13 protein-coding genes and 1 pseudogene are annotated in these 14,730 nt (G+C 54.6%); 3 read left to right on the forward strand and 11 right to left on the reverse strand.

Going from position 1 to position 14,730, the window contains the following annotated elements; translation table 11 throughout:
• Positions 1-4: 4 nt before the first annotated feature.
• Positions 5-985 (reverse strand): alpha/beta fold hydrolase, encoded by a 981-nt coding sequence (locus ACLRGG_RS12330; protein ID WP_416250114.1) that lies wholly within the window; start codon positions 983-985, stop codon positions 5-7.
• Between the two features lie 575 nt (positions 986-1,560).
• Positions 1,561-2,574: an alcohol dehydrogenase AdhP gene (gene adhP, locus ACLRGG_RS12335; protein WP_416250043.1), complete on the reverse strand. Its 1,014-nt coding sequence runs from the start codon at positions 2,572-2,574 to the stop codon at positions 1,561-1,563.
• Positions 2,575-2,792: 218 nt separating this feature from the next.
• Between adhP and ACLRGG_RS12340 the strand changes: the two genes are divergently transcribed.
• A complete protein-coding gene (locus ACLRGG_RS12340) occupies positions 2,793-3,137 on the forward strand; it encodes a hypothetical protein (protein ID WP_416250044.1) in 345 nt (114 codons plus the stop codon).
• A gap of 16 nt (positions 3,138-3,153) precedes the next feature.
• On the opposite strand, the gene ACLRGG_RS12345 is transcribed toward ACLRGG_RS12340, so the two are convergent.
• The 5 genes from ACLRGG_RS12345 to ACLRGG_RS12365 form a co-directional block, all read right to left on the reverse strand.
• Complete coding sequence (locus ACLRGG_RS12345) at positions 3,154-3,450, reverse strand: chaperone modulator CbpM (RefSeq protein ID WP_416250045.1); 297 nt, start codon at positions 3,448-3,450, stop codon at positions 3,154-3,156.
• Positions 3,450-4,394 carry a curved DNA-binding protein gene (gene cbpA, locus ACLRGG_RS12350; RefSeq protein ID WP_416250046.1) on the reverse strand — a complete coding sequence of 315 codons (945 nt, stop codon included), beginning with the start codon at positions 4,392-4,394 and terminating at the stop codon, positions 3,450-3,452. The genes ACLRGG_RS12345 and cbpA overlap by 1 nt, the downstream gene beginning before the upstream one ends.
• 337 nt (positions 4,395-4,731) lie before the next feature.
• Positions 4,732-4,809: a stress response protein AzuC gene (azuC, locus tag ACLRGG_RS12355; protein ID WP_416250115.1), complete on the reverse strand. Its 78-nt coding sequence runs from the start codon at positions 4,807-4,809 to the stop codon at positions 4,732-4,734.
• A gap of 201 nt (positions 4,810-5,010) precedes the next feature.
• Positions 5,011-5,583 carry a manganese efflux pump MntP gene (gene mntP, locus ACLRGG_RS12360; protein ID WP_416250047.1) on the reverse strand — a complete coding sequence of 191 codons (573 nt, stop codon included), beginning with the start codon at positions 5,581-5,583 and terminating at the stop codon, positions 5,011-5,013.
• Positions 5,584-5,773: 190 nt separating this feature from the next.
• Positions 5,774-6,013 carry a hypothetical protein gene (locus ACLRGG_RS12365; protein ID WP_416250048.1) on the reverse strand — a complete coding sequence of 80 codons (240 nt, stop codon included), beginning with the start codon at positions 6,011-6,013 and terminating at the stop codon, positions 5,774-5,776.
• On the opposite strand from ACLRGG_RS12365, the gene ACLRGG_RS12370 reads away from it, so the two are divergent.
• Complete coding sequence (locus ACLRGG_RS12370) at positions 5,979-6,221, forward strand: DUF1158 family protein (protein WP_416250049.1); 243 nt, start codon at positions 5,979-5,981, stop codon at positions 6,219-6,221. The two genes, ACLRGG_RS12365 and ACLRGG_RS12370, sit on opposite strands and share 35 nt — an antisense overlap.
• 245 nt (positions 6,222-6,466) lie before the next feature.
• Here ACLRGG_RS12370 and mgtA read toward each other — a convergent pair whose 3' ends face one another.
• The gene (gene mgtA / locus ACLRGG_RS12375) at positions 6,467-9,151 is read right to left on the reverse strand and encodes a magnesium-translocating P-type ATPase (RefSeq protein WP_416250050.1); all 2,685 of its coding nucleotides are present in this window, start codon (positions 9,149-9,151) and stop codon (positions 6,467-6,469) included.
• A 991-nt stretch (positions 9,152-10,142) separates the two neighbouring features.
• Between mgtA and ACLRGG_RS12380 the strand changes: the two genes are divergently transcribed.
• The gene (locus ACLRGG_RS12380; RefSeq protein WP_067700292.1) at positions 10,143-11,471 is read left to right on the forward strand and encodes an MFS transporter; all 1,329 of its coding nucleotides are present in this window, start codon (positions 10,143-10,145) and stop codon (positions 11,469-11,471) included.
• A gap of 95 nt (positions 11,472-11,566) precedes the next feature.
• Here ACLRGG_RS12380 and ACLRGG_RS12385 read toward each other — a convergent pair whose 3' ends face one another.
• The 3 genes and pseudogenes from ACLRGG_RS12385 to ACLRGG_RS12395 form a co-directional block, all read right to left on the reverse strand.
• Positions 11,567-13,633 (reverse strand): AsmA family protein, encoded by a 2,067-nt coding sequence (locus ACLRGG_RS12385; protein ID WP_416250051.1) that lies wholly within the window; start codon positions 13,631-13,633, stop codon positions 11,567-11,569.
• Positions 13,634-13,870: 237 nt separating this feature from the next.
• Entirely contained in the window at positions 13,871-14,017 is a 147-nt protein-coding gene (locus tag ACLRGG_RS12390; RefSeq protein ID WP_416250052.1) for a hypothetical protein, read from the reverse strand.
• Positions 14,007-14,189, reverse strand: a pseudogene (locus tag ACLRGG_RS12395) (alginate lyase family protein); the annotation flags it as partial. The pseudogene ACLRGG_RS12395 and the gene ACLRGG_RS12390, both read right to left, overlap by 11 nt.
• Positions 14,190-14,730: the final 541 nt, after the last annotated feature.

Here is a 14,730-nt window from a genome sequence, read left to right on the forward strand (position 1 = left end):
CATACTAAAGGTTCAGATCCTCAATCAGCCGCTGGTTAAAGCGCGCAGGTTCTTCCATTTGTGGCGCATGACCCAGCCCGGGGAACTCAATCAGCGTGGCGTGCGGGATAATGGCAGCGATTTGTTTGCCTAATGCGTTATAGTGGCCGAGGGTTGCCTTTACCGCTGGAGAGGCAATATCGCTGCCGATAGCGGTGGTGTCAGCGGTACCAATCATCAGGGTGGTCGGAACCGTCAGGTTTCGAAACTCATAGTAAACCGGCTGAGTGAAGATCATGTCGTACAACAGGGCGGAATTCCATGCCACCACCTGTTTGCCCGGGCCATTATTCAGCCCGGCCAGCATGTTTACCCAGCGGTCATACTCCGGTTTCCAGCGGCCCACGTAGTAAGTGTTCAGCTCATATTTCCTGATACTGGCGGCGGAGGTTTTCAGCTCGCGCTGATACCAGTCGTCCACGCTTCGCCACGGCACCCCCTTCGCTTTCCAGTCCTCCAGCCCGATGGGATTTACCAGAACCAGCTTCTGCACCGCCTGCGGATACATCAGCGCAAAACGCGTCGCCAGCATGCCGCCGGTGGAGTGCCCCACCATTACCACGTTGTCCAGGTGCAGACTCTCCAGCAGCTGATGCGTATTCAGCGCCAGCTGCTGGAAACTGTACTGATACTGTGCAGGTTTGGAGGCGGTACAGAAGCCAATCTGATCCGGTGCAATGATTCGGTAACCTGCATGGCTCAGGGCATCAATTGTCTGCTGCCAGGTCACGCCGCAGAAATTCTTGCCATGCAAAAGCACCACCGTGCGACCGTTGGCCCTGTTCTGGGGTTTAACGTCGATATACCCCATGGTGAGCGACTGGCCCTGCGAGGTGAAGGTAAATTTCTGCACGGGATAGGGGAAGGAAAAGCCCTGGAGTTCGGCGCCATAGGCTGGCGTCGGGGGGGCCGGGTTAACCTGAGCGATGACCTGGGATGTCAGCATTACCGCAGCCAGCATTAACAGGCAGTAAAGGCGTTTTAGCACGGGGATCCTCGCCAGAGATATGGGTGAGTCTGCAACAGAGAAAGCGGGTTGTTACCTTTCAGGCACGACGGATAATCGGGAAAGAGCGAAACTTAACGACTATTACTCGCAATATAGATGCTCATTTGGGAAAAGATATAGAAATAATTTCATATTCTTTAACAAAAAAAGCGACAACCCCTGGCACATTTAGCTTTTCAGGTTACATTTATGGGAATATCTGCGTGTACCAAGGAAACACTCATGCTGAGTAACACAAACTGGTTGGTTTCACTGCTTTGGCTACGCCTGTATACCCTGCTCGAACCCAGAGCCTCAGAGTGCTCCAGCTTTTATATGCAAGCCTGATACAGCTGCCAGTCCTGGTCGTTCTGGAGCGGCAGGACTGAGACTGCCCGGCCTGCCCCTCAGGCCGCGCGGAGTGGCTGGCATGTTAACAGACTGCCGCTTTATTACCCGCTCCGGCCACCAGTCATTTTTTCCGATCGGCAGCCGAAGCCTGAGGCGCTGCGAAGCATTCGCTATCGCAGCGGCTATTTCCCGGTGAAATCAATCACCATGCGGCCTTTGATTTTGCCGTCCAGCATCTCACTGAAAATTGCGTTGATATCCTCAACCGGCCTTTTAGTGACCTTCGGCACGACTTTCCCCTCGGCGGCAAACTGGAACGCCTCGGCCAGGTCTTCCCGGGTTCCTACCAGGGAGCCAACCACCTGTATCCCATCCAGCACCAGTCGCGGAATATTCAGGCTCATTGATTCTGGTGGCAGGCCAACGGCAACGATGCGGCCGCCGGCGCGCATCGCATCCACCGCTGAGTTAAACGCAGCCTTTGCCACGGCGGTCACCACCGCAGCATGTGCGCCGCCCGTTTTCTCCTGAATAACCCTGGCAGCATCTTCTTTCAGGGAGTTAACGACCAGATCGGCCCCCATTTCGCTGGCAAACTGGAGCTGCGCATCATTGACATCAACCGCAATCACTTTGGCATTGAAGACGTTTTTTGCATACTGTAACGCCAGGTTGCCCAGGCCGCCAAGACCGTAAATAGCAATCCACTTACCGGGTTGAATACCTGAAACCTTCACTGCCTTATAGGTGGTTACGCCTGCGCAGGTCACGCTGCTGGCCGCCGCCGAGTCCAGCCCGTCCGGCACTCTGACCGCATAGTCCGCGACAACGATACACTCCTCTGCCATCCCGCCATCGACGGTAAATCCGGCGTTTTGTACGTCACGGCAGAGCGTTTCGTTACCGGTCGTACAGTATTCGCAGTGGCCGCAGCCCTTATAGAACCAGGCAACGCTGGCGCGATCGCCCACCTTAAGAGAGGTCACGCCGGGGCCGATTTCTTTAACGATGCCTACCCCTTCGTGGCCGAGAATAACGCCGGTTCTGTCGCCGAAATCACCGTTTTTGACGTGCAAATCGGTGTGGCATACGCCACAGCAGTCCATTTTTAGCAGTGCTTCCCCGTGCTTTAAAGCACGCAGCGTTTTCTCAACAATGTCGACTGTATGATCTTTATTTACCACAGCAGCTTTCATAGCCTTTCCCTCACTTTTCAGGATTAATTTCCCTGCTAACTATACAGATAATTTTCTGCCTGAAGGTTGATTTCAGTAAAGAATGCGCACTGGGTTCAAAAAACAAGTAAGCGGCCGCGCCTTCCCTGTTTGATAGCGCATCATTCGCTAAGCCGCTAAACTTTTCGATAAGACAGGTTAAAATGAGTCCCTCGTTAATCTCGTAACAAGGAGCGAAAATGAAAAAAGTACTGATGCTTCTCGCCGCCGTCGCGATGGCAGGCAGCGCCCAGGCCGATGAGGGAACCGATGATGGTTCTCAGAGCTATATCACCAATCTTTGCACGATAGTGACGCAGGAAAAAAGCCCTGCAACCGCTGAGGCTTACATCAACCAGCTAAAAGATTTGGACGCGCGAGGACACTCCTCCTCATCAATGAATACGTCACAATTTGACGAAGATGAGGCCAGAACCGTGGTGGCAGCATGGATGAATCTCAACGATGTGCAGAAAAAAGAGGCGCGCCAGAGCGAACAGGCCTGCCACGATGCCACCCTGAACGAGTATCAGAGTCAGGATTAACGCCTGATCCAGCGGCTTACACCTGAAGCAGCCGGTCCAGCTGTCGCCGCAGCTGCGCATTATCATGCTCAAGCCGGTCGATTTTCTCCAGCAGGGTCAGCGCCATTGCCGTCCCTGCCCATTCCAGATCCAGCTCAGTTTGTAATCGTCGGGCGCGGCGTAGCGCGCACAGCGCCTGATAGTCAAACAGCCACACCGTTTCGGTGTCGATCGGGGAAATGACCCCCAGCCCGACAATTTCGTACAGATCACCCTGTGAGATCTCCAGGGTCTGGCAGAGTTCAGTGACGGTAAAGCGGGTAAGTTCAGTCATCAGGGTTTCTCCCATGCGGCACGGGGATCAAAGGTGGCCTGTCGTGACAGTTCCCGCCATAGTTCACTGGCTTTTTCATCGCTTTTCGGCGGCATCACGACATTGAGTATGGCGTAGAGATCGCCGGTGCCTTTTTTGTTGGCCAGCCCCTTGCCTTTTATCCGCAGGCGTTGACCATTTTGGCTGTTCGCAGGCAGGGTCAGCGCGATCTTCCCGTTCAGGGTCGGGACCTGAAGCGTTGCGCCCAGCGCCGCCTCCCAGGGCGCGATTGGCACGATGATATGAAGATCTTGTCCGGCTACCTCATAGAGGGGATGCGGAGCCAGGCGTACCACCAGATAGAGATCGCCATTCGCCGCACCCTGTGTTCCCGCCACGCCCTGACCTTTCAGGCGTATACGTTCACCCTCCACCACCCCGGCCGGAATTTTAACCTTAAGGGTTTTGACCTTAACATCCGTCTGGCGGCCCAGCGCATCATAAATCGGGAGCTTATAGGAAACAGCGCGCGTCTCTTCGGCCAGCGTTTCCTCCAAAAACAGCGGCACTTCCATCTCAAGATCTTCACCTCTGCGAGGCTGACGGCGCGTGGAGCCCTGCTGTGCCGAATGAAAGCGCTGTCCAAAAACGGATTCAAAAAAGTCAGAATATTCGGCATCACTTCCCGGTGTATGCTGCCAGCTCCCGCCGCCGAAACCCGAAGAAGCCCCGGAGAAGCGCGGATCATTGCGATGAAGCCTGATCCGATCGTATTCGGCGCGGCGCTCGCTGTCCTTAAGCACTTCGTAAGCTTCAGCGACCGCTTTAAAGTGACTTTCCGCATCTTTTTCATCGCTGACGTCAGGATGATACTTTCGCGCCAGTCGTCGATAGGCGGTTTTAATCGCCTTGAGATCCGCTGTCGGCTCCACCTCCAGCAGCGCGTAATAGTCTTTAAATTCCATCTGTTATCACCTTATATTCATCATTTAGTCGATATAAGTTCGGCTCATTCCATCGAACTTTACTGCGCCCTGGCTCCTGTCACCGGCACTGATAAGGATTAACCGGTATCGACGAAGCGGCGCAAAGTCTGAATGAATAGTAGTCAGCTATTGAGTGGGTGAAAAGTGTGAACGGTGAAATTACGGTTGTCATTCTGACCTGACAGGCACAATAACAGGAGTCTGCAGGAGACGGAGAAAGCTAAACATAAGGGGGGGGGAAATAACAGGGGCGCTTAAGTGATAGCCAGCGGTCCTTCCCTGACCGTGACTATCGAGGGTTTCGGTGCAGAACGCCTCAGGAGAGTGCGCCCGGCGGTACGTGTCTGAACGTTTCAACATAGGTGCGAAACACGTATTTAAGAAATTTTTTCATTAGCCTGCCTGTATCAACTTTTGTTAATAAAACACAAAAATTATACAGCCCGGGGGTTTATCAGGCAATTTAATTTGAAGTGGATCACATTAATCAGCTGGGATTATGGATTTATCGAAGTAAACAGCGGCTTAACAAATCTCATTTATTAAGCCCTTTAGAAGTGACGCCGTGCGGCCAGGCATCGGCGTGGCACATTGCTCAGGCCAGCAGCCCCAGGTGCTCGATCAGGATGTTACTGCCAATCCCTATCAGTACCAGACCGCCAAAAATTTCCGCCCATCTTCCCATCATCGGGCCCAGGAAGCGGCCAAGGAGAATACCGGCTGAGGCCATGATCATGGTTGAAGCGCCAATCGCGAGCGCGGTCGTCACAATATTAACCTGGAGGAAAGCCAGCCCGACGCCAACAGCCATCGCGTCCAGGCTGGTGGCAACGGCGGTACTGGCCAGCAGCCAGAATCCGTGACGCTCCGGGGCCTCTTCCGGCGCGTTAACTTTCTTACGCAAGCCTTCAACAATCATTCGCGCACCGAGAATGAACAGCAGGATAAACGCTACCCAGTGGTCCCAGGCCATCACGTAACGGCTGGCGGCGATACCCACCCCCCAACCAATCAACGGCGTCAACGCCTCGATAACGCCAAAGATAAGCCCCGTGCGGAGCGCTTCTTTCAGGCCCGGACGGTGCAGGCTGGCACCTTTCCCGATGGCCGCCGCGAAGGCATCCATGGACATACCGAAAGCAAGAATGAGTGTAGCGTATAGATTCATTGTGGTTATACCGGCCCGGAAGCGTAACAGCCGCTCAAAGCATCAAAAGAACAGATCCCGCTGGAAAAAAGAGGCGAGAAGGTTAATGTGGGATGCATGCTACCATGGAGAATCAGTAAAAAAAAGACAGTAAAATCATGGATTTAATTATAGCAACGGCTATACTTTTTAACGAATGCTAATATCGCGCCTAAAAAAAGGCCAAAAAGCCTAAAAGAATTACTACTTTACCCGTTTCGCCCCTGAAACCGCAGGGAATTGCTTCCTCTTTAAGCAGCGCCATTTCTTCTCTGGCAGGAAAAAAAGATCCACCCTGCCCGGCAGGGAGCGTCAGGGATTGAAGATTGGCAAGGATTGCCGGAAAATAGCCTGCAACGACCCGTGATGGAAATCCGATGAAAAACCCCTTTCTGACTTTTTTGATGCCCATGAGCACCCTGATGCTGGGTTTTCTTTCGGCTCTGCTACTGCCCGCTCCATGGTTCGGCCTCAGTCTGACCCACAGGCTGGTGGAGATGTTTCACCTGAGCGATGTCGGCCAGCTCTATACGCTGGTGTTCTGCCTGTGGTTTTTGCTGCTGGGCGCGGTGGAATACGTTGTGATTCGCTTTCTCTGGCTAAAGTTTTATCAGGTTTAGCCAGAAAAAAAGGGGCGAGTTATCGACTCGCCCCTTCAAATTTTACTGCTAAGCATTAGCTGGCTGTCGCTCCTCCGTTGAATATCGTGAGCAGCCTGTTATTATCCGCCCGCTGACTATCCGTTAGCCGCTCACCTGCCTACGCGCTAAATATCATTAGCAGCCCGCTGGAGAGTATCATCAGCCCCACGAAGAACAGCACGATAGCGGTTACCGCATTATTGTGTTTCATTATTTAATCCTCCTCAGAACCACTGACCAAAGCGGCGCATATAAATACGTTTTATGCTCTGGGCAACGATGCAATATCCAAACAGCGTAGCGACCAGCCACGGGAAATAAGACCAGGGCAGCGGCACCAGGCCAACGGCATGACCCAGCGGCGAGAACGGCAGATAAAGACCCAGCGCCATGACCAGCCCGGTCATCAGCATAACCGGCAGCGCAGCGCGGCTCTGGATAAACGGGATTTTTTGCGTGCGCAGCATATGTACCACCAGCGTCTGTGACAGCAGCCCTTCCACAAACCAGCCGGACTGGAACAGGGCCTGATGTTCAACGCTGTTCGCAGCGAATACATGCCACATCACCAAAAAAGTGGTGATGTCGAACAGTGATGAGGTCGGCCCTACCCACAGCATAAAGCGGCCAATATTCTTCGCATCCCATTTGCGGGGCTTGCGCAAAAACTCCCTGTCCATTTTGTCCCACGGCAGCGCCAGCTGGGAAAAGTCATACAGCAGGTTTTGAAGCAGCAGCTGAATAGCCAGCATCGGTAAGAATGGAATAAAGGCGCTGGCCACCAGCACTGAAAAGACGTTGCCGAAGTTAGAACTGGCGGTCATGTTCAGGTATTTGATGATATTGCCGAAGGTTTCCCGGCCCTTAATGACCCCCTGCTCCAGCACCATCAGGCTTTTTTCCAGCAGAATAATGTCGGCTGACTCTTTGGCGATATCCGTCGCGGTGTCTACCGAAATACCGATGTCGGCGTCACGTAGCGCTGGCGCATCGTTAATGCCGTCACCGAGAAAACCCACCGTGTGGCCATTATGCTGTAGCGCCTTAAGCACCCGTGATTTCTGCTGCGGCGTGAGGCGGCAGAACACCGTACGGGATTCAACTTCTGCCCGTAATGCTTCATTACCAAGACATTCAATCTCCCCGCCGGTCAGCGGTTCGCCGGGTTCCAGCCCCACGTCGCGACAAATTTTTGCGGTAATCACGGCATTATCGCCGGTGAGCACCTTCACCGTAACGCCATTTTCCATCAGTGCTGCAATAGCCTCGCCTGCGCTCTCCCGGGGCGGATCGAGAAAGGTCAGCAGCCCGCAGAGGGTCAGATCGCGTTCGTCATCCCTGTGCAGCGGAAGATGCAGCGGCGAATCACCCAGATCCCGTTCGGCGATCATTAACACGCGAAAGCCCTGCTGATTCAAATGTTCTGCCTGCTGCAACCAGCGCTGACGCGCGGCCTCATCCAGCTCGCAGCGCTGGCCGTTATCCAGCCAGTGGCTCGCCACTTTCAGCATCTCATCCACTGCGCCTTTGCAGATCAGCTTCTGCTGATTTCGCTCGTCGGCGACGACCACCGACAAACGTCGGCGTTCAAAATCAAACGGCAGCTCATCAATCTTGCGCCAGCGCCACAGTCCGCTGGTGGCCTGTTTGCCCTCGCTGAAGCGCAGAATCGCTTTGTCCATCAGGTTCTTAATGCCGCTCTGGTGACGGCTGTTCAGCCACGCCAGCTGAAGAACCTGCTCGTCAGCACGGCCCTGAACGTTCAGATGCTGGCTCAGAATAATGCGGTCCTGAGTTAGCGTGCCGGTTTTGTCAGTACAGAGAATATCCATCGCGCCGAAGTTCTGAATCGCATTCAGTCGTTTGACCACCACCTTCTGGCGCGACAGGGCAATCGCCCCTTTCGCCAGATTTGAACTGACGATCATCGGCAGCATTTCAGGCGTCAGGCCAACGGCAACCGCCAGCGCAAACATCAGCGCATCGGTCCAGTCTCCTTTGGTAAAGCCGTTAATCAGCAGTACGACAGGCACCATTACCAGCATAAAACGGATCAACAGCCAGCTAACGCTGTTCACTCCACGATCGAAAGCGGTCTGAGGCCGGCTTCCCACCACTGATTTTGCCAGAGAGCCAAACCAGGTGTGGCCGCCGGTTGCCACGACTACGGCAGTAGCCGTCCCGCTGGCCACGTTGGTTCCCATCAGGCAGATGCCGGGAGCATGCAGGATATTATCGTCCCCTTCATCCGCAGGGCCGGTCTCCTGCGCGCGCGCGCTTAGCGGATCATATTTTTCAACCGGAATGGCTTCACCGCTTAGAGCCGCCTGGCTGACAAACAGGTCGCGGGACGACAGCAGGCGCACATCGGCTGGAACCATATCGCCAGCGGAGAGAAAAATAATATCGCCAGGCACCACATCCTGAAGGGCAATCTCCCTCTTTACGGGCTGGCCCATGATGCCGCTGCGCCGGACAACGGTCGCGGTTGTGCGCACCAGTGATTTCAGTGCCTCCGCCGCTTTATTGGTACGGTATTCCTGCCAGAAACGCAGCAGACCGCTAAGCATGACCATGCACAGCATAATGCTGACACCGGTCAGGTCGGTCTCTTCTCCCCGGCGCGCGGGAAGCAGGTAATCGGTTACAAAACTCACCGCCGACAGGATGATCAAAACCCAGATAAAGGGATTATTGAAAGCCTGAAAAAGCTGCACCAGCGCGTGCGGCGCTTTCTCATTAGCGACCTGATTTTTTCCGTAGTGCAGCAGCCGCTCTGCGGCATCGTCCTGGGTCAGGCCTTGACGTTGGGAGCCCAGTCGCGCAAGCGTGTTGTCCAGGCTCTGTTTTAGCTCGCTGCCAATTGCCAGTTCGCGGGCGAGCGTTAGTTTGGCGTTATTCATTTTCATCAGCCAGATCCTTTGTTCTTCTTTTATTCAGGCGTGGGGACGCTGTCCTGCATATGAGGATGATTTAAAAGCGTGAAGATTGGGACGAAGGAGGCGATGTCGTGGCGGGAAGATCGTTACAGGTGATGCCACCTCCCGGCGCGGCGCGGCTCTCTTCGCCCATCGCTGGACGGAGGTTCTTTCATCACGGACTCCTGGAAGAGATAACAGGCCAGCTGCCGGGCAGCGATCGTTACCGGTGTCGGCCACATGACAGAAAGCCTGTAGCAGAACCTGTAACCGTTAATCTGGAGGAAAAATTTGCGTACGCTGGCATTACGAGGCTGGGCGCAGGTAATTCCTGTACGGCTTAGCCAGTACAAAAAAGGTTATTACGGGGATGCAGCAGCTCAGAGAGGAGGTGAAACATTGCCCGCCGACGGTCGGCAAGCAAACAACGGAGTTGGCTTACCTTAGTGCGTATAACCTAAAGGGTGACTGTCCAATTTTTGACTCCATTGTGAAATTCGCCGCCACTATAAGCCTGGCCTGAACAGAAGTAAACCGGAAAGATCGGGGCAGAAAAAGAGATGTTATTTCTTAAAAAGGATATAACTAACAATAAGTTATATAATATCTCACGGTAACTAATCATCAGATGTTGTGTAAACGGTTTATCAACCAGCGCGTTATTTATGCCATTCATGACCCGGTTTTATCCCGTGCTAATCCTCCCGTCCGTTTCTCGCAGCGACGTGCCTCTTGCGTTCGCCTAACGCACTCCGTCCCAGATTGCGCCGGTGCGGCCATGCCTGCACTCTTTATTGTCCGTTTTACAGTGGTTACCGCCAGCAAACAGCCGTTTCGCCCGGATATCAGCCAGCAAATATTCTCACATGCGAACAATCCACTTTTCAGCGCGCAATGCCCTGCATAGCGGGCTTTTCACCATTGAACGAGGCCGTTGCAGTGCGTAAGATTCTGTAACACGTCTTACAAATAAGAAACTGCTATGCAAGCCTCTATCGCACCTGCTTCCGCCGGCCAACCCGATGCCGCCCCCGTAAACTCACGCGGTAAAGTCCTGATCGCTTCACTGGTTGGTACCGCCATTGAATTTTTTGATTTCTATATTTATGCCACCGCTGCGGTGATCGTTTTCCCGCATATATTCTTTCCACAGGGTGATGCCACCGCCGCGACGCTCCAGTCGCTGGCGACCTTTGCCATCGCTTTTATTGCACGTCCGATTGGTTCAGCGCTGTTTGGCCACTTTGGTGACCGCGTGGGCCGTAAGGTCACGCTGGTGGCCTCGCTGCTCACCATGGGGATCTCAACCGTAGTAATTGGCCTGCTGCCAGGCTATGACACCATCGGGGTGTTCGCCCCGCTGCTGCTGGCGCTGGCGCGCTTTGGACAGGGCCTGGGGCTGGGCGGAGAATGGGGCGGCGCAGCGCTGCTGGCGACGGAAAATGCGCCGGCAAAAAAGCGTGCGCTGTACGGCTCCTTTCCACAGCTTGGCGCACCTATTGGTTTTTTCTTTGCCAACGGCACGTTCCTGCTGCTCTCCTGGCTGCTGACCGACGCGCAGTTTATTCAGTGGGGATGGCGCGTACCCTTTATTCTCTCGGCGATTCTGGTGCTGGTCGGCCTGTACGTTCGCGTTTCGCTGCATGAATCACCGGTGTTCGCCCGGGTGAAAAAAGAGCATAAGCAGGTTAAAGTGCCGATCGGTACGCTGCTGACAAAGCACCTGAAGGCCACCGTGCTCGGCACCTTTATTATGCTGGCGACCTACACGCTGTTCTATATTATGACCGTCTATTCCATGACTTACGGCACCACCCCGGTACCCAACGGACTGGGTTTCCCCCGCAATACGCTGCTGTGGATGCTGATGGTGGCGGTGATTGGCTTTGGCGTGATGGTTCCGATTGCCGGGCTGCTGGCCGATCGCTTCGGCCGCCGCAGGACGATGATTGTGATTACGCTGATGATTATTCTGTTTGCGCTGATTTTCCCCTCGATGCTGGGTTCCGGCAACCAGCTGCTGGTGATGGCGTTCCTGCTGTGCGGCCTGAGCGTAATGGGGCTGACCTTTGGTCCGATGGGCGCCCTGCTGCCGGAGCTGTTTCCCACGGAAGTGCGCTATACCGGTGCCTCGTTCTCCTACAATCTGTCGTCGATTCTGGGTGCCTCCGTGGCCCCCTGGATCGCCACCTGGCTGGCGCATAACTACGGTCTGTTCGCAGTGGGCATCTATCTGGCAGCAATGGCCTGCCTGACGTTAATTGCCCTGCTGGCCTGCAAAGAGACGCGCCACGAAACGCTCTACGACTGATTATCCTGTCCAAAAAAAAGCCTGCTCAATGACCCATTGAGCAGGCTTGTTTGTCTTCTGAATACGGGCCAGAGCGCGTCCCTGGCCCGCTGCGGTTATTTCTTGCTTTTCATTTCCTTCAGCACGTTAGTACACTGGTTTTGCTCGTTATCGCTGGGTGAAACCAGTGCCAGCAGCGCCGCTGCGGGTGCGACCACGGCGCCCAGCGCGACGGCCGCGGCACCGCGCGCAATTAGCGGACCCGCTTTCACCCCGGCATCGGGCTTCTTGAAGGTGCCGCGCACGTAGAGCGGCGAGCGCAGGGTGACGATGCGCACCCCTTTACTCTCCGGATTAATCGACAGATCCATTCGCTCGTTGGCAAAATTAGTGGTGCCGTTGATATTAATCACCGCATTTTCCGTATCGAATACAAAGAGTTTACTGGTGGCCAGCCCGTTTCTGACGTTGAGATCGGCTGCAGCGCAGTTAATGCGCACCTGATCATCGCCAAACAGCTTGCCCACCACGTAGTTACCTACGTTAAGACCGACGATTTCCATCAGGCTACGGCTGATTACGCCGTCGTTCATCAGCATTTTCAGATCGCCGTTGCTGGTCGCTAAAATATCCGCTACAGAGTTACCGGTGCCGCTCAGGCTGGCGTCGCCGTTCATCTGGCCCATACTGCTCTGCATCGCCGCCACGTTAGGGAACAGCTGTTTCAACTTAAGATTACGGGCGTGCAGATCGGCTCGCGCGCGCATTGGCGTATGATTCCCTTCCATATGGATGGTGGAGTTCAGGCTGCCGCCCGCCACGCCGAAGCGCAGCGGATCGAGCAGCAGGTCGCCGTTCTTCAACACCAGATGGGTATAGAGATCGCTCAGCGGCAGCGAGGTACTGTGCTCAATGCGCTTGCCGCTAAACTTCACGTCGGCATCCATCACACCCCAGCTTTTGGTATCAAACCTGTCGTGCGGCAGTACGCGGTCAGCGGGCTGGTTCGAGACATCCCCACGCTTCGCCTTAGCCTGTTCAGTCTTACTGCTGTTCTTACCCGAATTAACCCCGATCAGCGGGCCAAGATCGGCCATACGCAGCTGGCGGGACTCCAGCGATCCTTCCAGTTTGGGCCGTGGCTTGCTCTGGGTGTAGGTCATGGAACCATGGATATCGCTGTCGCCAATATGGCCGTTGAAGTTTTCATAATTGAATACCGGGCCGCCTTTTTGCTGGAAGTGCGCTATCAGGTGACCATCGGTTTCATAAGGTGGCGTATCGGGCAGCACAATCCCGGTCAGGCCATAGAGGTTAGCCAGCGTGTCACCGGAGAAGCGCAGACGAATATTCAGCCCGCCGAGATTAAGCGGATCCTGCAGGGTGCCTGCCACCTGGACACGCGTGCTGCCGTTATGCACGTCAGCCTGTAGCGGGAATGGGTTGGTTTTACTGCGCAGCGAGAGCATGCCGCCGATTTTACCCTCTCCGTTCAGCTTCTCGCCGTTGTAAGTGCCGTCTGCTTTCCAGCCAAAAACGAAGTCGGATGCGCCCTTCTGGCTGCTATCATCTTTGCTTCCGGCGACCTGCCCGTAAGGCACGGGTTTACCCAGCGGATTCACGATCACCTGGAGATCGGCCTTATTGATGGCATCTTTTACGGCAATCTGCGCACGGTCAAACAGGATGTTATCCAGACGAAATGTCCAGGCGGACGGAGGCTGATTCGCATCGGCATTCTCGCTGCTGGCCAGATTAAAGGTCCAGTTGTTTTTATGGTCCGCGGTCTGAAGCAGCCGGGCATCTGGCTGGGTCAGACGGATCCAGGGAAGGTAGATCTCCTTGCCTGACAGCGCAAGCGGCGAAAGCGTGGCATCCACCCGATTCAGGTGCACCATGGTGACTTCAGGTATGTTTGCCGGGTTACCCAACATAATATCTTCCGCGTGAATCTGCGGCCAGGGAACCCAGCTGCGCCAGCCATGTTCTTCCCGATTACGCGCCCAGTTGACGCCCAGATCGCCGCGTATGGCAAAGGGCCGGTTCAGCTCGGTTGAAACTTTCTGGTTTATGGTGGGCTTAAGTCGGTTCCAGTCAAACAGGGCAACGATCACGACAATCACCACAATCAGTAACAACACTATTCCGACAATCCAGCTAATTATTTTTCCCGTACGCGACATACCTGGTCTCCTTGCTCGCTTCGGCTTTCACTAAAGATAGTCCAGAGAACAGGAAACGGCACCCAACAGGGTTGATTAGCAAGGTTTTAGCCTGCGAATGCCATCACATTAATGCGGGCTGAAATCAGGAAGCGTCAGCAGCCAGGTATCACGCCGGGCGCTGATTAGCGCGCCGCGCTGCGCATCTCCGCTATCAGTCTGTCCCGACGTAAAGGTGGCCTTTTGGATGTCGCGCCGTTAGCGCTGGCTGTGCAGACGATTGTCCGCCTGCGAGAGTAGCGGGATTAGCCGGGCGCTAATGCGATCGCGCGATGGATATGGCCAGACCCGGTTATCGTCTGTCCAGGGAGCCATAAAGTCGAGGGCGGTCAGAGTAGCGACCATCCAGAATCCCCGTCGCTCGTCCCGCTGCTATCCCCGGAACGCCCTGTGCCCAGTTCAGGTTGGGGTTCATCCGGCTTTCCGGTGCAATAAACCAGTATCGCATCAGTTCAAGGGCTTTCTGCGCATAGCGGGGCTGTCCGGAGAAGTACCACGCCAGGGTAAGGGATTGCAGCGCGGTGGGTCTGAAGCTGTGCCTTTACCTCTTCCAGCACGCGCATATCCGTAAAGGCAGGCTGCTGCGCCTGCGCACAGAGGCAAACCAGCATGAGTGCCATTGTAACCGTTATAAGTCGCCCCATTTGGCAAATCTCCTCTCCCGTTCAGGTTCAGGGCGTTCACTTTATCGCCGGGCGAACCTCGTGAAAATGGCCGGTTGATACATTAAAAGATTGCAATGTTAGCCACAGAATACGCCGCAACATTCGTCCTGCCCACGTAATCCACAAAAGGGGACGCCTGTGAATTTGAGTGAAGGAAATACCTTATGCTGGAACGGTGTAATATATTAACCTTACTGTCGGTGATTAATCTGCTGGTGCAGAGTCATTAATTCATCTTTCGCCTTAACAGAGATTAATTAGCGTGATTCACAGGTGAATGCCCCCCTGATTAAGCGAGAAAATCCCGTCTCCGATTATACCTGGGTATAAGTCTGAAACTGGCTATTCCCTTCCCTGTTTAACTGGACGCTTTATTAATAAACGGGCAATGTT

This window comes from Erwinia sp. PPS120 (assembly GCF_047918655.1).
GTDB lineage: Bacteria > Pseudomonadota > Gammaproteobacteria > Enterobacterales > Enterobacteriaceae > Erwinia > Erwinia tasmaniensis_A.

Excerpts from the sequence above, each read along its gene's own strand:
- ACLRGG_RS12330 (WP_416250114.1), bottom strand. The coding sequence starts at position 985 with ATGCTGACATCCCAGGTCATCGCTCAGGTTAACCCGGCCCCCCCGACG.
- adhP (WP_416250043.1), bottom strand. The coding sequence starts at position 2,574 with ATGAAAGCTGCTGTGGTAAATAAAGATCATACAGTCGACATTGTTGAG.
- ACLRGG_RS12340 (WP_416250044.1), top strand. The coding sequence starts at position 2,793 with ATGAAAAAAGTACTGATGCTTCTCGCCGCCGTCGCGATGGCAGGCAGC.
- ACLRGG_RS12345 (WP_416250045.1), bottom strand. The coding sequence starts at position 3,450 with ATGACTGAACTTACCCGCTTTACCGTCACTGAACTCTGCCAGACCCTG.
- cbpA (WP_416250046.1), bottom strand. The coding sequence starts at position 4,394 with ATGGAATTTAAAGACTATTACGCGCTGCTGGAGGTGGAGCCGACAGCG.
- azuC (WP_416250115.1), bottom strand. The coding sequence starts at position 4,809 with ATGAAAAAATTTCTTAAATACGTGTTTCGCACCTATGTTGAAACGTTC.
- mntP (WP_416250047.1), bottom strand. The coding sequence starts at position 5,583 with ATGAATCTATACGCTACACTCATTCTTGCTTTCGGTATGTCCATGGAT.
- ACLRGG_RS12370 (WP_416250049.1), top strand. The coding sequence starts at position 5,979 with ATGAAAAACCCCTTTCTGACTTTTTTGATGCCCATGAGCACCCTGATG.
- ACLRGG_RS12365 (WP_416250048.1), bottom strand. The coding sequence starts at position 6,013 with ATGGGCATCAAAAAAGTCAGAAAGGGGTTTTTCATCGGATTTCCATCA.
- mgtA (WP_416250050.1), bottom strand. The coding sequence starts at position 9,151 with ATGAAAATGAATAACGCCAAACTAACGCTCGCCCGCGAACTGGCAATT.
- ACLRGG_RS12380 (WP_067700292.1), top strand. The coding sequence starts at position 10,143 with ATGCAAGCCTCTATCGCACCTGCTTCCGCCGGCCAACCCGATGCCGCC.
- ACLRGG_RS12385 (WP_416250051.1), bottom strand. The coding sequence starts at position 13,633 with ATGTCGCGTACGGGAAAAATAATTAGCTGGATTGTCGGAATAGTGTTG.
- ACLRGG_RS12390 (WP_416250052.1), bottom strand. The coding sequence starts at position 14,017 with ATGGTCGCTACTCTGACCGCCCTCGACTTTATGGCTCCCTGGACAGAC.